This is a genomic window from Rathayibacter sp. AY1C5, from assembly GCF_002931705.1.
GTDB lineage: Bacteria > Actinomycetota > Actinomycetes > Actinomycetales > Microbacteriaceae > Rathayibacter.
Genome location: NZ_PSWD01000011.1, coordinates 69,143 through 89,468 on the forward strand (window position 1 = coordinate 69,143; position 20,326 = coordinate 89,468).

The following is a 20,326-nucleotide window of genomic DNA, read 5'->3' on the forward strand; positions in this document are numbered from 1 at the left end:
CGCGCCGGGTGCATCGGCTAGAACGCGCCGGAGGGACTGTCCGGTGCACGCGGAGGGGCCGGCCGGGCTGGACAGGAGCAGCGATCGGCTCCGTCGTCGAGAGCGCGGCGCCACGTACCGGGGCGCCTCACCGCGATCAGTGCGAGCCGAGCCTGCGCCGCAGGAGATCGATCCGCGCCTGCAGCTGGGTCACGCTCGCCTGCGCCACCGCGGGTCCGCCGCAGAGCCGGCGCAGCTCGGTGTGCACCTGGCCGTGCGACTCGCCCGTCCCCCGTGCCCACAGGCCGACCAGGGAGTTGAGCAGGCTGCGCTGCTCCTTGAGCGTGCGGTAGAGCGGTGCCGGGATCTCGCTCACCGGCTCGGCCGGGGCCGCCGCCCCCGCGCGGCTGCCGGCGCGCTTGGCCTGCCGCTGCTGCCGGTGCTGGAGGAGCTCCCGCACCTGGTCGGGCTCGAGGAGCCCCGGCAGGCCGATGAAGTCGAGCTCCTCCTCGCTCTCGACCTCGACCTCCATCCCGAACTCGGCGCCCTCGTAGACGACGCGGTCGAAGGTGGCGGCCGAGCCGATCGACTCGAAGCGGCCCTCCTCCAGGAGATCGGAGGACGCCTTGTCGCTGCGCTCGGCGTCGGCCATCAGGTCGGCCTCGGGGTACTCCTCGTCGTCGGAGGTCCTGCGGTCGAGGGCGTGATCGCGCTGCAGCTCCATCGAGCCCGCCAGCGCGAGCAGGCCAGGCACGTTCGGGAGGAACACCGAGGCGGTCTCGCCGCGGCGCCGCGCGCGCACGAAGCGGCCGATCGCCTGGGCGAAGAACAGAGGAGTCGACGCCGATGTCGCGTAGACGCCGACGGCGAGCCTCGGCACGTCGACGCCCTCGGAGACCATGCGGACCGCGACCATCCAGCGACTGGTGTCCTTCGCGAACTCCTCGATCCGGTCGCTCGCCTCCTTCTCGTCGGAGAGCACGACGGTGACGGTCTCGCCGCTGATCTCGCGGAGCATCGCGGCGTAGGCGCGCGCGGTGTAGTGGTCGGTCGCGATGACCAGGCCGCCGGCGTCGGGCACGGCGCGCCGCACCTCGGTGAGGCGGGTGTTCGCGGCGCGGAGGACAGAGGGGATCCAGTCGCCCTTCGGGTCCAGCGCGGTCCGCCAGGCCTGCGAGGTGATGTCCTTGGTGTTGCCCTCGCCGAGCCGCGCCTCCATCTCGTCGCCGGCCTTCGACTTCCAGCGCATCTGCCCGGCGTAGACCATGAACAGCACCGGCCGGACGACGCCGTCCGCGAGCGCGCGGCCGTAGCCGTAGGCGTAGTCGGTGAGCGAGGTGCGGATGCCCTCCTCGTCCGGCAGGTAGCTGACGAACGGGATCGCTGCCGTGTCCGAGCGGAACGGCGTCCCGGTCAGCGAGAGCCGGCGGACGGCGGGCTCGAAGGCCTCGCGCACCGCGTCGCCCCAGCTGAGCGCGTCGCCGGCGTGGTGCACCTCGTCGAGGATGACGAGGGTGCGCCCGGACAGGGTGAGCTCGCGGTGGAGCTCGGCGCGGACCGCGACCTGCGCGTAGGTGACGGCGACGCCGTGGTAGTGGCGGGCGTGGCGGCCCATGCGGTTGGTGAAGGTCGGGTCCAGGCGGATGCCGACGCGGTGCGCGGCCTCGGCCCACTGGCGCTTGAGGTGCTCCGTCGGCGCGACCACGGTGATCCGGTCGACCGTGCGGTTGTGCAGCAGCTCGGCGGCCAGCCGCAGCGCGAAGGTGGTCTTGCCCGCGCCCGGGGTCGCGGCGGCCAGGAAGTCGCGCGGCTCGTGCTGGAAGTAGGCCTCGAGCGCCTCCGCCTGCCAGGCGCGGAGCTTGTTCGCGGTACCCCACGGTGCCCTGCCCGGGAACGACGGGGACAGGTGCTCAGCGGCGGAGGTGCCGACCTGATGACCGAAGCTCGAGGGACTGTTCACGTGGACCGAATCTAGCCGACGCCTCCGACAGCGGCTCGGTCTCCGCGGCCCGCCGGGAGGCGCACGGCGTGTCGCGCCGTGCCACCGGCGGCCGGGTGCGGAGCATGATGGAGGGATGGTCGAGCAGCGTCATCCGTGGTCCCGCTACGTCGCCCTGGGCGACTCCTTCACCGAGGGGATCGGCGATCCCGAGCCCGGCAGCCCCGGCGGGCACCGCGGCTGGGCGGACCGCGTGGCGGAGGTCCTGGGCAGCCAGAACGAGGACTTCGCCTACGCCAACCTGGCGGTGCGCGGCCGCCTCCTGCAGCAGATCGTCGACGAGCAGGTCGAGCCCGCCCTGGAGCTGCGCCCCGACCTCATCACCATCTCCGCGGGCGGGAACGACGTCATCCGCCCGGGGACCGACCCCGACGACATCGCGTCCCGCTTCGAGTCGGGCCTCGCCCGGCTCCGCTCCGACGGGGCGACCGTCGTCCTCTTCACCGGAGTGGACGTGGGCTTCTCCCCCGTGTTCGGGCGGATCCGCGGGAAGGTCGCGATCTACAACGAGAACCTGCGGGCGCTGGCCAAGCGGTACGACTGCATCGTCGCCGACCAGTGGTCCCTCCAGGAGATCCAGGACGTGCGGATGTGGGCGCCGGACCGCCTGCACCTCAACCCGCACGGCCACCACGAGGTCGCGCGCATGGTCCTCGAGTCGCTGAACGTCGAGAACGACCTGCGCCCCCTCGCCCCGGAGCCGCTGCACGCCCGCACGTGGCGTGCCGCCCGCACGGAGGACATCCAGTGGGCGCGGGAGTACCTCGTGCCCTGGGTGCTGCGCCGAGTCCGCCACCAGTCCTCCGGCGACTTCATCACCGCCAAGCGGCCCTCCGCCGAGCGCTGGAGCATCGATCCCGCGGCCTCGGAGCCGGGCTCGGTCGTGCCGGGCAACGCGACGCCGGAGGAGGTCGCCGAGGACATCGCGACCGCCGGCGTGCGGATCATCGGCGATAGGGCCGCGGATCCCCTGGCCTGATCCGCTCCCGGGAGGCGGCGGCTCGCCCCGCGCTCAGCCGAACAGCTCGGCCGGGTGGCCGAGGCGCCAGGCGAAGCCCGGGTCCTCGATCGACCCGTCGGCGACGAGGGGAAGCTCGTACGGGGTGCCGTTGACGTCGACGGTCGCGGTCCCCACGCGCTCGCCGTCGGCGACGGTCTCGAGCGGATCGAGGGCGACCGTGGTCGTCGTCGAGACCGCGCCCCACACCAGCACGGACCGCGCCTCCGCGGTCTCGGCCGTCGCCGTCTCCCCCCAGGCGCTCGTGAGGGTGCCGTAGTCCTGGCCCTCGACGGTCAGCGGGACGGTCCGGAAGCCCGCCTCGACGGTCGGGACGAGGGTCAGCACGTCCGCGGCGAGCTGCGGGTGCGTGCGCGCGCCCACCACCACGCCGACCAGGGTGACCGGCCGGCCCTCGACGGTCGAGTCGAGCGAGAACAGCAGGCACGAGCCCGCCTCGTCGGTCGTCCCCGTCTTGATCCCGTCCACTCCCGAGCGGCCGAGGAGCGAGTTGGTGTTGTCGACCTCGCCGACCCCCGGGATGACCGCGGTCGGCATCGCGACGATCGGAGCGAGCACCGGGTCCGCGATCAGCAGCTCGCCCAGGCGCACCATCTCGGCCGTCGTGCTGACCGTCGCCGGCGAGAGCCCGCTGGTGTCGGCGAGGGAGGTCCGCTCGAGCCCCTGCCCGTCGAGCCAGCCGCGCGCCGCGGCGAGGAAGGCGTCCTCCGAGCCGTACGCCCAGATCGCGAGCGACTTCGCGTAGTTGTTCGCGGACGGGAGCATCATGGCGGTCAGCGCCTCCCGCTCGGTCAGCTGCAGACCCGCGGTGACCGGAGCGTTCGAGCCGTTCTCGGCCAGGGTGTCGTTGTAGTACTGCACGTCCGCGCTCGTGAAGGTGATGGTCTCCCCGTCCGTCCCCGCCGCGATCGGCTTCGCCGCGAGGACGACGAGAGCGGTGACGACCTTGGCGATGCTCCCCGTCGGCACGGTTCCGGTGGAGCCGTAGCGGGCGAGCAGCCCGTCCTCCTCCGTCCCGTCGATGCCCACGGCCGCCACGGCGCCGGAGCCGTAGGCAGGCCAGGCCAGAGCGGGCGCGTCGACGGTGCTCGAGACGGGGTCCACCGCGACGGCGCTCGCCGTCGGCAGCTCCGCGGTCGCCGCGTTGGTCGCGTAGGCACCGCCTCCACCGACCAGCACGGTCGCGGCGACGAGACCGGCGACGACCGCCCCGCGCCGTCGACGCGGTCGCGGCTCCGGCGCGGCGGGCTCCCCGAACAGGTCGAGGGCGTCGTCGGATCGGGTCGGGGAGGTCATTCCGTCATCGTACGGGCGGGCCTCTCACCCGTCCCGGACGCCGCCCCGTCGTCGGACGCGGCGGGTGACGCGCGGCACCGACCCCGATCCAGCGTCGGGAGCGTCAGCAGCAGGTCACCGCGGGGCCGCCGAGCGCCGGAGCCGGGCGGTCAGCGCCCGCGGGTCAGCGCCCACAGTGCGACGGCGCTCGCCGAGGCCACGTTGAGCGAGTCGACGCCGTGCAGCATCGGGATGGTGACGACGGTGTCCGAGGCGTCCAGCGCCGCGCGGCTGAGCCCGTCCCCCTCGGCGCCCAGGACGATCGCGACGCGCTCGGGGCGAGCCGCCGCGTACTCGTCGAGCGGCACCGCGTCCGGAGCGAGCGCCAGCGCGGCGACCGAGAAGCCGGCCTCCTCCAGAGCGCGGCGAGCCGGTGCCCACTCGGGGGTGCGCGTCCACGGCACCTGCAGGACCGTGCCCATGCTCACCCGGACGCTGCGCCGGTACAGGGGGTCCGCGCACCGCGGCGTCACGAGCACCGCGTCCGCGCCCATGCCGGCCGCGGCGCGGAAGACGGCGCCGACGTTGGTGTGGTCGACCAGGTCCTCCAGGATCACGACGAGGCGCGCGCCCTCCAGCAGCTCGGCCATCGGCTGCAGCGGCGGACGGTGCATCGAGGCGAGCGCTCCGCGGTGGAGGTGGAACCCGGTCAGCTCCTCGATCAGCGGATCCGGTGCCACGAAGACCGGCACCTCGGGATGACGCTCGAGCACCCCGGCCGCGTCCGGCAGCCGCTTCTCCTGCACCAGGACCGAGCGGGGACGGTGCCCGGCGTCGAGCGCCCGCTCGATCACCTTGGCCGACTCGGCGATGTACAGACCGCCCTCCGGCTCCAGCACCCGCCGCAGCGCCACGTCGGTGAGGCGGTGGTAGTCGGCGAGGAGCGGGTGGTCGAGGTCGGTGATGTGCACGATCGGCATCCCGGCAATCTAGGGCACGGCGCGGACTAAACTCGTCCAGGGGCCGCTCGAACGGCCCTCGAAGGAGGCGCGCATGGAGTCGAGTTCGACACCGGTCGCCGAGGGCCCCGAGGCGCTCGCGGTCGAGCAGGCCGTCGAACTCCTCAGCGGGCGCCGCATCGCCGCCGTCACCGGCGCGGGCATGAGCACCGACTCGGGCATCCCCGACTACCGCGGAGCCGGGGCACCGGTGCGCAGCCCGATGACCTACTCCCAGTTCGTCGCCGATCCCGACTACCGCCGCCGGTATTGGGCCGGCAGCCAGCTCGGCTGGCGCCGCTTCACCAGCACGCTCCCCAACGACGGCCACCGGGCCCTGGCCCGGCTCGAGGAGCGCGGCCTGCTCACGGGCGTCGTCACCCAGAACGTCGACGGCCTGCACGTCCGGGCCGGCTCGCGCCGCGTCGTGGATCTGCACGGCTCGGCGGACCGTGTGCGCTGCATGACCTGCGGCCAGTACTTCGCCCGCGACGCGGTGGCCGAGCGGATCGAGGCGCTCAACCCCTGGCTCGACGACCCCGACGTCTCCTCCCTCAACCCCGACGGCGACGCCGAGGTCCACGACGTCTCGGCGATGACCGTCCCCGAGTGCACGGTCTGCGGCGGGATCCTGAAGCCGGACATCGTCTTCTTCGGCGAGTTCATCCCGACCGAGCGGTTCGAGGAGGCGCGCGCCATCGTCGCGGGCGCCGACGCGCTGCTCGTGGCCGGCTCGTCGCTCGTGGTCAACTCCGGCATCCGCTTCCTCGAGATCGCCCGTCGCGCCCGGATGCCGATCGTGATCGTCAACCGCGGCACCACCAAGGGCGACTCGCGCGCGAGCATCAAGATCGACGGCGGCACCAGCGAGGTGCTCCGCGAGCTCGCCGAGCGCCTGCCCGCGCGCCGCACCGCCGCCCTCTGAGCTCCCGCCCGCTCCGCACCCGACCTCCCGAGAGGCCCCTGTGACCCAGCTCACCCTCGTCCGCCACGGCCAGACCGACTGGAACGCCGCCCGGCGCATCCAGGGCAGGAGCGACATCCCGCTCAATGCGACCGGGCGCGCCCAGGCGCGGGCGGCGGCGCGGCTGCTCGCCGACCGGCGCTTCGACGCGGTGGTCGCCAGTCCGCTGCAGCGCGCCTTCGACACCGGAGCGATCATCGCGCGCGGTCTCGGACTCGACGAGCCGCTGGCGGCGCCGGGCCTGGCCGAGCGCGCCTACGGCGAGGCGGAGGGGATGACCGGTCCCGAGCTCGCCGAGCGCTTCCCCGGAGGCATCGAGCGCGCGCCGATCCCCGGCTGCGAGACCCGCGCCGAGGTCGTCGAGCGGGCGACCGCCGCGCTGCTCGAGGTGGCCGAGCGCTTCCCCGACGCGTCCGTCGTCGTCGCCACGCACGGTGCGGTCATCGGCAGCCTGATCCGCGCGCTCAGCAGCGAGGACCTCCCCGCGCACGGCGTCTCGGTCGGCAACGGCTCCCGGCACGACTTCGCGATCGTCGACGGGGCTCTGCGCATCGTCGGCGTCGACGACTCCGGCGACGTGGTCGTGGCGGACGTCGACCTCGACGACGTGCTCAGCCCGGCCCCGGGAGCCTGACGGCCCCGCCTCCCGGCGGCGGTCCGATCGCCGGCCCCGCGTCAGCGCCGGCCGAGATCCTGCAGGAGCCCGAAGAGCACCCGGGCGGAGTCGCGCCAGGAGAAGGCCGCGGCCCGCTCCGTCGCCCGGGCCGAGTGCGTCCGCCACACGGCGCCGTCCTCGAGCGACCGCACACCGTCCGCGATGCCCTTCGCGCTCGACGGGTCGACGTACACGGCGGCGTCCTGTGCGATCTCGCGGAAGATCGGGATGTCGCTCACCACGACCGGCGTCCCGAGCGCCATCGCCTCGACCAGCGGGATCCCGAAGCCCTCGTCCCTGCTCGCCGTCACGAGAGCGGTCGCCCGCGCGAGCACCGCGCGGTACTCCGCGTCCGGCGCCCCCTGGTGGAACACCAGCTTCGCGGTCGGCGCCAGGGCCCGGAGCGTCTCGACGGTCTCGTCGCTCGCCCGGCTCATCAGGTGCAGCTCGTAGTCGGGCAGAAGCCGCATCGCGCGCGCGAGCGTCTCGACGTTCTTGTAGGGCATGAACGAGCCCATGTAGACGAGCGAGCGCCCGGCCGACCGGTCGGGCAGCGATCCCGCCAGAGCGGCGCTCGCCTCGTCGGGCTCGGTCGCCGCGTTCGGGACGACGACCACCGGCCGGGTGGTGAGGCGGTGGGAGCGGATCAGGTCGCGGGTGGTCTCCGAGACGGTGACGACCGCGTCGGCGCGCTGGAGGAGCCTCCGCTGCGGCCACCAGGCGAGGTGGTAGAGCCGCCAGAGCGCCCGCACGGGAGCGGCCAGGTCGCGCGGCGGAGTGCGGTGGCGGTAGTAGATGAGGTCGTGCACGGTCAGGACGAGCCGGTAGCGGCGGCCGAGCGAGCCCATGGTCTGCATCGGCGAGAAGACCACGTCGGGCCGCAGCCGGTTCACCAGCAGCGCGACGAACGGCTCGAACGGGCTGGTCGGCCCGGTCACGCGCTCCCACGGGAGCGACGGGAGCATCGCGAGCTGGCGGCGGTCGCTGATCAGCATGGTCACGTCGTGCAGCTTCGCGAGCTCGCGGACGAGCTCCGCGGTGTAGCGGCTGATCCCGTCGTGCCGCTCGAGCCGGGTGTACCGGCAGTCGACGACGATCCTCATCGGTCGATCCCCTCCTCGAGGGCCGTCCGCAGCACGGCGGCGGCCTCGTCCGGCGTCTCGTAGTGGATCAGGTGGCCGACTCCGTCGATGACGTGCAGGCGGGCGTGCGGCAGCCTCTCGAGCAGGCGGTACTGCGCCGGGAGCGGAGTGATGTCGTCCTGCGCCGCGGCGATCAGCTGCGTCGGCACGCCGATCCGGGAGGCGTACTCGCCGACGTCGTGCGAGACGGAGGCGCGGAACGCCTCGAGGACCGTGTCGCGGGAGGCGAAGGCGCTGAAGTAGCGGTCGTGCTGGTCGTGCACGAAGCGTCGCAGCGCCGGCTCCTTCGTCTTCACCATCGCCAGGCTCATCACCCGCACGATCAGCGGGTCGCTGAGCAGGCGGCGTCCGAGGGGCCCCGGCAGGAGCGCGCCGAGCCTGTAGTAGAGGACGGCGAGCCTGGTCAGGACTCCGCGGGGACCCTGCAGGGCGGGCGCGCCGATCGGGTTGACCAGCACCAGGAGCGGAGCGGGCAGTCCGTCGGCGACGGCCGCGGCCGCGACGATCGAGCCGAAGGAGTGGCCGAGGACGGCCGCCTCGCCGCGGAGCCCCAGCGCGTCGAGGAAGGAGCCGAGCCAGGAGGCGTAGCCGTCCACGTCGTGCGGCAGGCGCGTCATCGGGGTCGAGGCGCCGAAGCCGGGCAGGTCGGGAGCGACGACCCGCACGTCCGCTCCCCCGGCGAGCAGACGGGCGACGACGGGCTCGAGGCCGTGGTGCTCGCCGCGGAACCCGTGCACCAGCACGAGGACGGTCGAGGCGTCCGGAGCGCCGTAGGTCCAGTAGGCGGTGCGGGATCCGGCGACGTCCACCGCGGCCTCGCGGACGGGGACACGGCCGAGATCGGAGGCGTAGGGGGAGGGAGTGGTCATCGCGTTCCTTATCGTAGGGAAAGCCCGTCGAAGATCTGGCCGCAACGCCTTGCGTGGCCTCGATCCGAGCCGGGAGCATGATCACGCGCTCGCAACACGGCGCACCGCCCACCCGTCTCGCGAGACGGTCATCCGCTCAGGCAGCAGCAGAAGGAGCACCGTGAGCTTCACGTCGCCGATCCAACTCCCCGGACTCGCCCTCGACCCCCAGTGGTACCGCCGGGCGGTGTTCTACGAGGTGATGATCCGGTCGTACTACGACTCCAACGGCGACGGCGCCGGCGACATCAACGGGCTCGCCTCCAAGCTCGACTACCTGCAGTGGCTCGGCATCGACGCCCTCTGGCTCCCGCCGTTCTACATGTCGCCTCTGCGCGACGGCGGCTACGACGTCTCCGACTTCAAGGCGATCCTCCCCGAGTTCGGCACGATGGAGGACTTCCGCGACCTCGTGCGGAAGGCCCACGAGCGCAACATGCGCATCGTGATGGACTTCCCGCTCAACCACACCAGCGACCAGCACGAGTGGTTCCAGCAGTCCCGGTCCGACCCCGAGGGCCCCTACGGCGACTTCTACGTCTGGAACGACACCGACGACAAGTGGCCGGACATCCGCATCATCTTCGTCGACACCGAGGACTCGAACTGGGCCTTCGACGCCGAGCGCCGCCAGTTCTACTTCCACCGCTTCTTCTCGCATCAGCCGGACCTCAACTTCGAGAACCCCGCCGTGCACGAGGCGATCCACGACGTGGTCAAGTTCTGGCTCGACCTCGGCGTCGACGGCATCCGGCTCGACGCGATCCCCTACCTCTACGAGTCCGACGAGGGCAACGGAGAGGGCGAGCCGCCCACCCACGAGTTCATCAAGAACCTCCGCACCATGGTCGACCGCGACTACCCCGGCCGCATCCTGATCGCCGAGGCGAACCAGTGGCCGCGGGAGGTCGCCGCGTTCTTCGGCACGGAGGAGGAGCCCGAGTGCCACATGGCGTTCGACTTCCCGGTCATGCCGCGCATCTTCTACTCCCTCCGCGCGCAGACGGCGAACGAGCTGAAGAAGGTGCTCTCCGAGACGTTCGACATCCCCAGCGGCGCCGCCTGGGGCGTGTTCCTCCGCAACCACGACGAGCTCACGCTCGAGATGGTGTCCGAGGAGTACCGCCAGGCCATGTACGGCTGGTACGCCTACGACCCGCGGATGCGCTCGAACATCGGCATCCGCCGCAGGCTCGCGCCGCTGCTGGACAACTCGCGTGCCGAGCTCGAGCTGATCAACGCCCTGCTCTTCTCCCTCGCCGGCAGCCCGTTCCTGTACTACGGCGACGAGATCGGCATGGGCGACAACATCTGGCTCAACGATCGCGACGCGTCGCGCACGCCGATGCAGTGGACGCCCGACCGCAACGCCGGCTTCTCGGCCGCCGACCCCGGCAAGCTCGTGCAGCCGATCGTCCAGTCGCTCGTCTACCACTACAACCAGGTCAACGTGGAGGCGCAGCTGGCGCAGTCCCGCTCCCTGCTGCACTGGATGCGGAACGTCCTGCACGTGCGCCGCGGCCACCCGGCGTTCGGCCTGGGGTCGATGCGCGTCCTCGAGACGGACCACGAGTCGGTGCTCGCCTTCGTGCGGGACTACGCCGGCTCGGGCTCCGAGATGGGCGACCAGCCCGAGGAGGTGCTCTGCGTCTTCAGCTTCAACCACAACCCGGTCTCGGTCACGATCACGGACCCGGAGAACCCCGGATCGACGCTCAGCGACCTGTTCGGCGGCGGCCGCTTCCCCGGATTCTCGGACGACGGCACGCTGACGATGACACTCGGCACGCAGGGCTTCTTCTGGCTCCACGTCGCCAAGGCGCACGAGGCCCGCTGACCCGGCAGCACGCCGAGGGGCCTCCGGCCGATGTCGGAGGCCCCCTTTAGGCTGTCGGCGTGAGCACCACCGGAACGACCGAGACGCAGACCGAGCCGATGCTGTTCGACGACGCCGAGCAGGAGCTCGTCCCCTCCGAAGGGGCGCGGTGGTTCGACCTGCTGGCCGTGTTCGACCTCGAGACCACCGGCATCGACGTCCGCACGAGCCGCATCGTCACCGCGCACGTCGGCGTGATCGACGCGGCGGGCGAGCCGATCGAGGGCACGACCTGGCTCGCCGATCCCGGGGTCGAGATCCCGGCCGGCGCCTCCGCCGTCCACGGGATCAGCACCGAGCACGCCCGCGCGCACGGCCGCCCCGCCGGCGAGGTCGTGGCCGAGATCTCCGAGGCGCTGCGCTCGCTCCTCGCCCGCGGCATCCCGGTCGTCGTCTACAACGCCCCCTACGACCTCTCGCTTCTCGCCCACGAGGCGCGCCGCTGGGGCGTGCCCGTGCTGCTCGACCCGAGCCCCGTCGTCGATCCGCTCGTGATCGACAAGGCGGTGGACCGCTACCGCAAGGGCAAGCGCACCCTGACCCTCGCCGCCGAGCACTACGGCGTCGCCCTCACCGAGGCGCACGACGCGGGCGCGGACGCGATCGCGGCGGGTCGGGTCGCCCAGGCGCTGGGCCGCGCCTTCGCCGACGAGCTCGGAGTCGGCGCGGAGGCCCTGCACGCGCTCCAGGTCGACTGGTGCCGCACCCAGGCCGAGTCCTTCCAGGAGTACATGCGCCGCGTCCGCGACGAGTCCTTCGTCGCCGACGGGGGCTGGCCGGTCCGCCACTGACCCCTCAAGTCAGCGTGCGCCCCTCGCGCAGGAGCGCCACGTACTCCGCGATCCGCCGCTCCCGCGTCGCCGCCCGCTTCAGCTGCGAGAGGCGGAAGAGGAACGCGAAGCGCTTCTGCCCGCCGACGGTCGCGAAGAAGGCCAGGGCCTGCGGATCCGCGTCGAGCGCCCGCTGGAAGTCGTCCGGCACCTCCGCATCGCGCTGCCGGTAGGCCGCGTCCCAGCGCCCGTCGGCGCGTGCCCGCTCGACCTCGGCCAGCCCGCCCGGCAGCATCCGGCCCTCCGCCAGCAGCCGTGCGACGTGATCGCGATTGACCTTGGACCACGGGCTAGCGCGACGCCGCGGGGTGAAGGCCTGGAGCTTGAACTGCTCGTCGAAGGCTCCCGCCTGACCGTCGATCCAGCCGTGGCAGAGCGCGATGTCGAGCGCCTCGGCGTAGGTGATCCCCGGATCGACGGCGGCCTTCTTCCGCAGCTTCAGCCGGGCTCCGTCCGGGTCGGGCTCGCCGCGGAGGTAGGCGTCCCACTCTTCAGGAGTCGTGAACGGCAGGATCGGCTTGTCGGCGAAGGACACCATGCCGGGACGCTACCGCGCCGGCTCCCCGACGGCCACGGCCCGCCCGTCGGCGCAAGCCCTCGCTCCGCGGACCGCGGCGCTGTGGGATCGGGTGAGCACGTGTTCCCCCTCCCCCCTCTCGCAAGGAGAAGTCATGCCCACGATCCGCACGGTCACCGTCCTCGGCAGCGGAGTGCTCGGCTCCCAGATCGCCTTCCAGTCGGCCTTCCACGGCTTCGACGTCACCGTCTACGACCTCTTCGACGACGTCCTCGAGTCGGCGCGCGAGCGGCTCCGCGGTCTCGCGGGCGTCTACGAGTCGGTGCCCGGCGGCGTCGCCGGCGGACCGCAGGAGGCGCTCGACTCCCTCCGCCTCACCTCCGACCTCGCGGAGGCTGTCGCCGACGCCGACCTCGTGATCGAGGCCGTCCCCGAGGACCTGGGCCTGAAGCAGGAGCTGTACGGCCGCCTGGGTGCGCTCGCTCCCGAGCGCACGGTCTTCGCGACCAACTCGTCCACGCTGCTCCCCAGCGACCTGAAGGCCTCGACCGGCCGACCCGACCGGTTCCTCGCGCTGCACTACGCCAACCGCGTCTGGGCGCAGAACACGGCCGAGATCATGGGGACGGCGGACACGGACCCCGCCGTGGTCGACGCCGTCGTGGAGTTCGCCGTCTCCAGCGGCCTCGAGCCCATCAGGCTGCAGAAGGAGAAGGCCGGCTACGTCCTGAACTCGCTGCTGGTGCCGCTCCTCAACGCCGCGTCGGGTGTGCTCATGGGCGGCTACGCCGACCACGAGACCATCGACAAGACCTGGAGGATCGGCACCGGCGCCCCGCTCGGACCCTTCCAGATCTTCGACGTCGTCGGTCTGCGGACCGCCTACAACATCGCCGCCGCGGCCCCGGACGAGGCCTCCCAGGCCTTCGCCGCCCACCTGAAGACGGCGTACCTCGATCGCGGCCGCCTCGGAACGGCCACCGGAGAGGGCTTCTACCGCTACTGAGGACCGCCCCGCGGGAACGACGAAGGGCCCCCGACCGTGAGGTCGAGGGCCCTTCGAGGAGTGCTACTTGCCGAAGTTCTTGTAGCGGCTGTTGAACTTCTCGACGCGGCCGGCCGAGTCCATGATGCGCTGCTTGCCCGTGTAGAACGGGTGCGAGGCGGAGGAGATCTCGACGTCGATGACGGGGTAGGTCACGCCGTCGAGCTCGATCGTCTTGCTGCTCTTCGCGGTCGAGCGGGTGAGGAAGGTCTCACCGGACGCGAGGTCGCGGAAGACGATCGCGGAGTACTCGGGGTGGATGTCGGTCTTCATGGTCGTGTCCTGTCGTCGATGGTCCTGAACCGCACCTGTCGTCGACGGGAACGGGTGGATGAGGGCGGGCGCACCGCGAACGGGCCCGAACCAGCTACCGAGAATACCAGACCGGCAGCGCGCTCAGAAGTCGCGGCGCGTCCGGACCCCGGAGCCGGGGTCAGCCGCGGGCGCGGGCCGAGAAGCGCCCGTTCTCGCGGGTGAGAGCGATGTCGAGCCCGAAGGTCTCGGCGAGCGTCGCCTCGGTCAGGGACTCGGCCAGCGGGCCCGCCGCCACCACCGCTCCGTCGCGGAGGAGCAGGGCGTGGGTGAAGCCGTCGGGGATCTCCTCGACGTGGTGGGTCACCATCACGATCGCGGGCGACGCCGGGTCCTTCGCGAAGCCGCCCAGCAGCTGGACGAGCTCCTCGCGGGCGCCGAGGTCGAGGCTCGCGGCCGGCTCGTCGAGCAGGAGCAGCTCGGGGTCGGTCATGATCGCGCGGGCGATCTGGACGCGCTTCTGCTCGCCGTCCGAGAGCGTCCCGAAGGTGCGCTCGGCGAGGTGCTCGAGCTTCCACTCGGACAGCACGCGGCGGGCGCGGCGCTCGTCGATCGCGTCGTAGCCCTCGTTCCAGCGGCCGGTGACGGCGTAGGCGGCGGTCATCACGACGTCGAGCACGCTCTCGCCGGCCGGGAGGCGGCGCGCCATCGCGGTCGAGGCGTAGCCGATGCGCGGGCGCAGCTCGAACACGTCGACCCGGCCGAGGGTCTCCTCGAGCAGGTGCGCGGCACCGGTCGAGGGGTAGTTCTGCGCGGCGGCGATCTGCAGGATCGAGGTCTTGCCCGCCCCGTTGGGGCCGAGGATCACCCAGCGCTCGTCCTCGGCCACGTCCCACGACACGTGGTCGAGGATCCGCTTGCCGTTCCGGACGAAGGACACATCGACGAACGAGACAACGCTGGGCATGGGAGCCATTCTAAAGGAGGCGGCCGGGAGGCTCAGACGAGCGAGTCGTAGATCGCCCGGGTGTCCCGCGCGATCTGCGTCCAGCTGAAGTGGCTCTGCGCGCGCTCGCGGCCCGCGGCGCCCATCCGCTTCGCCGTCTCCGGGTCGGCGACGACCTCGGCGAGGGCGGCGGCCAGGTCGGCGACGTAGCGCTCCGGGTCCACGGGGGTACCGGTGCCGTCGGTGACCTGCTCGATCGGGACGAGACGGCCGGTCACGCCGTCGTCGACGACCTCCGGGATGCCGCCGGTCGCCGTCCCGACGACCGCCGCACCGCAGGCCATCGCCTCGAGGTTGACGATGCCGAGGGGCTCGTAGATCGAGGGGCAGACGAACGTGGTCGCGTTCGTCAGGACCGCGGAGAGCTGGTGGCGCGGCAGGTGCCGGTCGATCCAGACGACGCCGGTGCGCTCCTCCTGGAGGCTGCGGACGAGGGAGGTGACCTCGGCCATGATCTCGGGGGTGTCGGGGGCGCCCGCGCAGAGCACGAGCTGCACCTCGGGAGGCAGGGTCGCCGCGGCGCGGAGCAGGTAGGGCAGGCCCTTCTGCCGGGTGATGCGGCCGACGAAGACCACGGAGGGGCGCGAGGGGTCGATGCCCAGCTCGGCGAGGACGGCCTCGTCCTCGACCGGGTGCCAGGCGTCGAGGTCGATGCCGTTGTAGACCACGTGGACCTTCGCCGGGTCCAGGGCCGGGTAGGAGCGGAGGATGTCCTCGCGCATGCCGCCGGACACCGCGATCACGGCGTCGGCGTTCTCGTACGCCTCCCGCTCGATCCAGCTCGAGACGCGGTAGCCGCCGCCGAGCTGCTCGGCCTTCCACGGACGCAGCGGCTCGAGGCTGTGCGCCGAGACCACGTGCGGGATGCCGTGCAGGAGCTGGGCGAGACGCCCCGCGGCGTTGGCGTACCAGGTGTGGGAGTGGACCAGGTCGGCCCCCGCCGCGTCCTGCGCGATCTGCAGGTCGACCCCGAGGGTCTGCAGCGCGCCGTTGGCCTCAGCGAGCTCCGCGGGGACGGAGTACGCGAACGTGCCCTCCTCCTCGCGCGGCGCGCCGAAGCAGCGCACCACGACCTCCAGGTCGCTGCGCAGCGCCTTGGTGAGCTCGGCCACGTGGACACCGGCTCCCCCGTACACCTCGGGCGGGTATTCCTTGGTCAGCAGATCGACTCGCACCCCCGAACCGTAGTACAGGGCGCTCCCCCGGCGACAGCCGGGGTCCACGGGGAAGCCCGAGCCCCTACTGTGGTGGCATGCAGTCAAAGAAGATCTTCGGCATCGTCCTCGCCGGCGGCGAGGGAAAGCGCCTCATGCCCCTCACGGCGGACCGGGCCAAGCCCGCGGTGCCGTTCGGCGGGCAGTACCGGCTGATCGACTTCGCGCTGTCCAACCTGATCAACTCCGGTCTCACCCAGATCGTCGTGCTGACGCAGTACAAGTCGCACTCGCTCGACCGCCACGTCTCGCAGACCTGGCGCCTCTCCGGGCTCCTGAACTCCTACGTCGCCTCGGTCCCCGCGCAGCAGCGCCTGGGCAAGCGCTGGTTCAGCGGCTCGGCCGACGCGATCCTGCAGAGCCTCAACCTGATCCGCGACGAGAAGCCCGACATCGTCGTCGTGGTCGGCGCCGACCACGTCTACCGCATGGACTTCTCGCAGATGATCGACGCGCACATCACGTCCGGTGCGAAGGCGACCGTCGCGGCCATCCGCCAGCCGATCGAGCTCGCGGACCAGTTCGGCGTCATCCAGCTCGCCGGTGACGAGGCGGGCGACGGCATCGTCCCGACGATGATCTCCGAGTTCCTCGAGAAGCCCAAGGACGCCGTCGGCCTGGCCGACTCCCCGCACGAGGTCCTCGCCTCCATGGGCAACTACGTCTTCGACGCGGACGCCCTGATCGACGCGGTCATCCGCGACGGCGAGTCCTCCACTTCAGACCACGACATGGGCGGCGACATCATCCCCGACTTCGTCGCGCGCGGCGAGGCGGGCGTCTACGACCTCAAGCTCAACGACGTCCCCGGCTCGACCGACCGCGACCGCTACTACTGGCGGGACGTCGGCACCATCGACTCCTTCTTCGAGGCCCACCAGGACCTCATCTCGGCGCTGCCGGTCTTCAACCTCTACAACCAGCAGTGGCCGATCTTCTCGTCGCAGCTGAACTCCCCGCCGGCCAAGATCGTCCGCGACGGCAAGGGCAACATGGGATCGACGGTCGACTCGGTCGTCTCGCTCGGCACCGTGATCTCGGGCGCGCACATCGAGCGCAGCGTCGTCGGGCCCTGGACGGTCATCGAGTCGAACGCGACGGTCACCGACTCGGTGGTCTTCGACAAGGTCCGCATCGGCCCGGACGCGCTGGTCGTCCGCGCTATCCTCGACAAGGACGTCGTCGTCGAGCCCGGTGCTCGAGTCGGCGTGGACCACGACCGCGATCGCGAGCGCGGGTTCACCGTCACCGAGTCGGGCATCACCGTCGTCGGCAAGGGCGTCGTCGTCCACCCGTAGCACCCCCGCGGGTCGAGCTCTGCGCCCCGGCGCGCCCACCCGACCGATCGGACCGGCCCATGAGTGAGCGTCCTGCGACGCCTGCCCGCTTCCTCGTCGTCCTCGACGCGGACTCCACCCTCCTCCAGGACGAGGTGATCGAGCTCCTCGCGGTGCACGCCGGCTCCGAGGAGCGCGTCGCCGCCGTCACGGAGCGGGCGATGCGCGGCGAGCTCGACTTCGGCGAGAGCCTCCGCGAGCGGGTCGCCACTCTCGCCGGGGTCCCGGAGTCGGTGCTCCCCGGTGTGAGCTCGGGCGTCCGCGTCACGCCCGGCGCCGCCGAGCTCGTGGCTGGCGTCCACGCCGCCGGCGGCCGCGTCGGTGTGGTGTCCGGAGGGTTCCACGAGGTCCTCGACCCGGTCGCCGGTGCGCTCGGCCTCGACTTCGTCCGGGCCAACCGCCTCTGCTGCGGGGACGGCCTGCTGACCGGAGCGGTCGACGGGGCGGTCATCGACGCCGCGGCCAAGGCGGAGGCGCTCCGCGAGTGGGCGGCGCTCTCGGGCGTCCCGCCGCAGCGCACGATCGCCGTCGGCGACGGTGCGAACGACCTGGAGATGATGGCGGTCGCCTCCCTCGCGGTCGCCTTCAACGCCAAGCCCCTGGTGCGCGAGCGCGCCGACCTCGTCGTCGGCGGCCTCGACCTGTCGCAGCTGCTGCCTGTCCTCGGCCTCCGCGGCTGAGGCCCGCCTCCCCCGGCCTCAGGAAGGTCAGCGGCCCGCGATCGCGACGAGTCCGGCGCAGCCGAGCGCCAGCGCCCAGCTGACGAGCGAGCCCACCAGGAAGTACTCCGCCTTCTCGCCGCTGCCGCCGTCGCGGGAGATCTCGGGGAAGCGCACGATCCCCTTGGCCGCGAGCACGGCACCGGCGAGGCCGATCGCTCCGGCGAGCGTGAGGCCGGCGATCAGCAGCCGCTCCAGCGGTCCGATCGTGCGCCCGCCCTGGAGGTCCGGCAGGCGGGCGTCGGCCGGCTCCCGACGCGCGAACCGCTCGCTCCAGCGCGGACGCGGCGCGGGCTCGGCCTGCGGGAGCTCGCGGAACAGTGCCGCCCGCACGATCACGTTGCCGCTCTCCAGCAGGAAGAGCCCGGCTCCGACCGCCAGAGCGAGCTGCTCGATCGGAGGGAGCGTGCTCGCGACGATGGTCGGCGCGAGCGGCCCCGTCGGGATGCCGACGGCGCGGTCGACAGCGGTCAGCACCAGGACCGCCGCGACGAGGGCGACGGCCGGACGCAGACCCCCGGGCGGCCGCGCGTTCTCGACGGTCGTGGTCGTCAGCAGCCAGGCTCCGGCCAGGACGACGACGATCGCCGCACCGAGCGGCGGGGCTCCGGCGAGGAGCGCTGCGGTCACGGCTGCGGCGGCGAGCACGGGGATCGCGAGGAGGGCCGCACGGCGGCGGAGGTGCGTGCGCGCGAGGTCGCCGAGGCCGATCACGGCGAGCAGCAGCGCCGTCAGCACGTCTCCTCCAGCAGGCGCGCGCCGGCGAGGAGGGCGCCCGCTCCCGCGCGCCGCAGCGCCTGCGAGACGGCGGGCTGCGAGATCGACTCCTGCTCGCCCAGCTCCTTCTGCGACGCTCCGCGCAGGCTCCCCAGCACGAGTCGGCGATCGCGCGCGCTGAGCGCTCCGACCAGCGCGTCGCGGGAGAGGAGGTAGGCGTTGACGGCCGCCTCGCCGGAGTCCCCGGCGACGAACCATCCGCGGGCCGTGGGCACGGCACCGTCCTCGAGCGCGTGGGCGCGATCGATGGCCTCGCGCGCGCGCCACCAGCCGGACCCGTCCTCGAGGTCCCCGGCGATCCCCGACCCGACCACCCGCACCTCGCCCAGGCCGATGCCCGCGCGGCAGTCGACGCCGGCCGGGAGCGAGAGGCGCGCCTGCAGCGTCGCCCGGAGCGCGGCGTGGACGGAGGGGTAGATCGCCTGGAACTCGTCGCCGACCGTCGGGTGCAGGGGCTGGATCGCCGGGACCGCGGCCTCCACCTCGGCGAAGCCCCGCTCGATCTCGCGCTGAGCACCCGCGCGGTCGACGAGGGAGCGGGAGGTCACCAGATCCAGGAGCACGGCGACGACATCGGAGGAGGTCATCGCATAAGCCTAGAGCTTATATCCGTCGGATATAAGCCCAGGGCTTATCGGTCAGTGGCCCATCCCGAGGCCGCCGTCGACCGGGATCACGGCACCCGAGATGTACGCCGCCTCGTCGCCGGCCAGCCAGCGCGTGACCTTCGCGACCTCGGCAGCGGTGCCGTAGCGGGCGAGCGGGATGCTCTTCCGGTACTCCGCCTGCTGCTCCGGCGAGAGCTCCGCGGTCATGTCGGTCTCGATGAAGCCGGGAGCGACGACATTGGCGGTGATGTTGCGGGCGCCGAGCTCGCGGGTCAGCGAGCGGGCGAAGCCCACGAGGGCGGCCTTCGACGAGGAGTAGTTGATCTGGCCCGGCGACCCGTAGAGGCCGACCACGCTGGAGATGAGGACGACGCGGCCGAAGCGCTGCTTGAGCATCCCCTTCGATGCGCGCTTGACGACGCGGAACGCCCCGGTGAGGTTCGTGTCGACGACGGACGTGAAGTCCTCCTCCGTCATGCGCAGCAGCAGGGTGTCGCGGGTGATGCCCGCGTTCGCCACCAGGATCTCGACCGGGCCCAGCTCGGCCTCGACCTGCGTGAACGCGGCGTCGATGGAGGCGGCGTCGGTCACGTCCGCGACGACGGTGAGGGAGCCCTCCGGGCCGGAGCCCGAGCGCGCGGTCACGGCGACCCGGTGACCGGCGGCCACGAACTCCTGGGCGATGGCGAAGCCGATCCCCCGGTTGCCCCCGGTGACGAGGACGGTGCGCGGCGTGGTCATGGTGTCCCTCCTGCCGGCGCTCGTGCGGCGCCGGGCGACCCGTACATCCTAGAGGCGCGTCGCGCAACAGATTCCGGGATGAGGCCCTCCCGGCCTGCACCCGCCCGCCGCGACGTAGGCTTGCAGGGCTGTGAAACCACGCGAGACACTCACCTCCCTACCGCCGTCGCCGAGCGCCGAGCGGCGCTCCCGCGCGATCAAGTACTCGATCGCCATGGGCATCAGGATGCTCTGCGTCATCTGCCTGCTCTTCGCCCACGGCTGGTGGCTGCTGTTCTTCGCCATCGGCGCCGTGGTCCTGCCCTACTTCGCCGTCGTGCTGGCCAACGTCGGCAGTGCGGGCGAGCGCGGCAACGTCGAGCGGCCGGGTGCGATCGTCCTCTCCCGGCCGAGCGAAATCACGGCCGGTCTCCTCGCGGGTCGCCGCCCTCGGGGCCGGTGGGCGCCTCGGAATCGGGGGCGGGGG

At 72.5% G+C, this 20,326-nt stretch carries 21 protein-coding genes; 9 read left to right on the forward strand and 12 right to left on the reverse strand.

Annotated features, from left to right (window positions below; genetic code table 11):
- Positions 1-136 precede the first annotated feature (136 nt).
- Positions 137-1,939, reverse strand: coding sequence for a DEAD/DEAH box helicase (locus C5C57_RS09995; RefSeq protein ID WP_104246815.1), 1,803 nt, complete (start codon positions 1,937-1,939; stop codon positions 137-139).
- Positions 1,940-2,054: 115 nt separating this feature from the next.
- Here C5C57_RS09995 and C5C57_RS10000 point away from each other — a divergent pair, with 115 nt between their 5' ends.
- Entirely contained in the window at positions 2,055-2,957 is a 903-nt protein-coding gene (locus C5C57_RS10000) for an SGNH/GDSL hydrolase family protein (RefSeq protein ID WP_104246814.1), read from the forward strand.
- A 33-nt stretch (positions 2,958-2,990) separates the two neighbouring features.
- Here C5C57_RS10000 and C5C57_RS10005 read toward each other — a convergent pair whose 3' ends face one another.
- The gene (locus C5C57_RS10005) at positions 2,991-4,292 is read right to left on the reverse strand and encodes a D-alanyl-D-alanine carboxypeptidase family protein (RefSeq protein ID WP_104246813.1); all 1,302 of its coding nucleotides are present in this window, start codon (positions 4,290-4,292) and stop codon (positions 2,991-2,993) included.
- Between the two features lie 149 nt (positions 4,293-4,441).
- Entirely contained in the window at positions 4,442-5,251 is an 810-nt protein-coding gene (locus tag C5C57_RS10010; RefSeq protein ID WP_104297567.1) for an RNA methyltransferase, read from the reverse strand.
- A 73-nt stretch (positions 5,252-5,324) separates the two neighbouring features.
- On the opposite strand from C5C57_RS10010, the gene C5C57_RS10015 reads away from it, so the two are divergent.
- Both C5C57_RS10015 and C5C57_RS10020 read left to right on the forward strand, forming a co-directional pair.
- The gene (locus C5C57_RS10015) at positions 5,325-6,194 is read left to right on the forward strand and encodes a Sir2 family NAD-dependent protein deacetylase (RefSeq protein ID WP_104297568.1); all 870 of its coding nucleotides are present in this window, start codon (positions 5,325-5,327) and stop codon (positions 6,192-6,194) included.
- Between the two features lie 40 nt (positions 6,195-6,234).
- Positions 6,235-6,867 (forward strand): histidine phosphatase family protein, encoded by a 633-nt coding sequence (locus C5C57_RS10020; protein WP_104260686.1) that lies wholly within the window; start codon positions 6,235-6,237, stop codon positions 6,865-6,867.
- Between the two features lie 41 nt (positions 6,868-6,908).
- Here C5C57_RS10020 and C5C57_RS10025 read toward each other — a convergent pair whose 3' ends face one another.
- Together C5C57_RS10025 and C5C57_RS10030 are read right to left on the reverse strand one after the other, a co-directional pair.
- Positions 6,909-7,991 carry a glycosyltransferase family 1 protein gene (locus C5C57_RS10025; RefSeq protein WP_104297569.1) on the reverse strand — a complete coding sequence of 361 codons (1,083 nt, stop codon included), beginning with the start codon at positions 7,989-7,991 and terminating at the stop codon, positions 6,909-6,911.
- Complete coding sequence (locus tag C5C57_RS10030) at positions 7,988-8,899, reverse strand: alpha/beta fold hydrolase (RefSeq protein WP_104250357.1); 912 nt, start codon at positions 8,897-8,899, stop codon at positions 7,988-7,990. Before C5C57_RS10030 ends, C5C57_RS10025 begins: the two co-directional genes overlap by 4 nt.
- A gap of 160 nt (positions 8,900-9,059) precedes the next feature.
- Between C5C57_RS10030 and treS the strand changes: the two genes are divergently transcribed.
- Positions 9,060-10,775, forward strand: a complete 1,716-nt coding sequence (treS, locus tag C5C57_RS10035) for a maltose alpha-D-glucosyltransferase (RefSeq protein ID WP_104221970.1) — start codon at positions 9,060-9,062, stop codon at positions 10,773-10,775.
- 98 nt (positions 10,776-10,873) lie between these two features.
- Positions 10,874-11,605, forward strand: a complete 732-nt coding sequence (locus tag C5C57_RS10040) for a 3'-5' exonuclease (RefSeq protein ID WP_104222136.1) — start codon at positions 10,874-10,876, stop codon at positions 11,603-11,605.
- A gap of 4 nt (positions 11,606-11,609) precedes the next feature.
- Here the strand turns inward: C5C57_RS10040 and C5C57_RS10045 are convergent, their stop codons facing one another.
- On the reverse strand, positions 11,610-12,182 hold the full coding sequence (locus C5C57_RS10045; protein WP_104297570.1) for a YdeI family protein: 573 nt from the start codon (positions 12,180-12,182) through the stop codon (positions 11,610-11,612).
- A 133-nt stretch (positions 12,183-12,315) separates the two neighbouring features.
- Between C5C57_RS10045 and C5C57_RS10050 the strand changes: the two genes are divergently transcribed.
- Positions 12,316-13,167 carry a 3-hydroxyacyl-CoA dehydrogenase gene (locus tag C5C57_RS10050; protein ID WP_104297571.1) on the forward strand — a complete coding sequence of 284 codons (852 nt, stop codon included), beginning with the start codon at positions 12,316-12,318 and terminating at the stop codon, positions 13,165-13,167.
- 63 nt (positions 13,168-13,230) lie between these two features.
- On the opposite strand, the gene C5C57_RS10055 is transcribed toward C5C57_RS10050, so the two are convergent.
- The 3 genes from C5C57_RS10055 to glgA form a co-directional block, all read right to left on the reverse strand.
- Complete coding sequence (locus tag C5C57_RS10055) at positions 13,231-13,479, reverse strand: type B 50S ribosomal protein L31 (protein WP_068253003.1); 249 nt, start codon at positions 13,477-13,479, stop codon at positions 13,231-13,233.
- Positions 13,480-13,639: 160 nt separating this feature from the next.
- A complete protein-coding gene (locus C5C57_RS10060; RefSeq protein ID WP_104221964.1) occupies positions 13,640-14,425 on the reverse strand; it encodes an ABC transporter ATP-binding protein in 786 nt (261 codons plus the stop codon).
- Positions 14,426-14,457: 32 nt separating this feature from the next.
- Positions 14,458-15,639, reverse strand: a complete 1,182-nt coding sequence (gene glgA / locus C5C57_RS10065) for a glycogen synthase (RefSeq protein ID WP_104225282.1) — start codon at positions 15,637-15,639, stop codon at positions 14,458-14,460.
- Positions 15,640-15,716: 77 nt separating this feature from the next.
- Here glgA and C5C57_RS10070 point away from each other — a divergent pair, with 77 nt between their 5' ends.
- A complete protein-coding gene (locus tag C5C57_RS10070) occupies positions 15,717-16,976 on the forward strand; it encodes a glucose-1-phosphate adenylyltransferase (RefSeq protein WP_104221960.1) in 1,260 nt (419 codons plus the stop codon).
- Positions 16,977-17,035: 59 nt separating this feature from the next.
- Positions 17,036-17,695 (forward strand): phosphoserine phosphatase SerB, encoded by a 660-nt coding sequence (serB, locus tag C5C57_RS10075; RefSeq protein WP_104297572.1) that lies wholly within the window; start codon positions 17,036-17,038, stop codon positions 17,693-17,695.
- A 27-nt stretch (positions 17,696-17,722) separates the two neighbouring features.
- Here serB and C5C57_RS10080 read toward each other — a convergent pair whose 3' ends face one another.
- From C5C57_RS10080 to C5C57_RS10090, 3 genes are read right to left on the reverse strand one after another with little or no spacing between them, the layout of a single operon-like run.
- Complete coding sequence (locus C5C57_RS10080; RefSeq protein WP_104287904.1) at positions 17,723-18,472, reverse strand: hypothetical protein; 750 nt, start codon at positions 18,470-18,472, stop codon at positions 17,723-17,725.
- Complete coding sequence (locus C5C57_RS10085) at positions 18,466-19,098, reverse strand: SatD family protein (RefSeq protein ID WP_104287905.1); 633 nt, start codon at positions 19,096-19,098, stop codon at positions 18,466-18,468. Before C5C57_RS10085 ends, C5C57_RS10080 begins: the two co-directional genes overlap by 7 nt.
- A 51-nt stretch (positions 19,099-19,149) precedes the next feature.
- The gene (locus tag C5C57_RS10090; protein ID WP_104225284.1) at positions 19,150-19,860 is read right to left on the reverse strand and encodes a beta-ketoacyl-ACP reductase; all 711 of its coding nucleotides are present in this window, start codon (positions 19,858-19,860) and stop codon (positions 19,150-19,152) included.
- A gap of 130 nt (positions 19,861-19,990) precedes the next feature.
- Between C5C57_RS10090 and C5C57_RS10095 the strand changes: the two genes are divergently transcribed.
- Positions 19,991-20,326, forward strand: a 336-nt coding sequence (locus tag C5C57_RS10095; RefSeq protein ID WP_146082408.1) for a DUF3099 domain-containing protein, incomplete at its 3' end; no start/stop codon positions are given.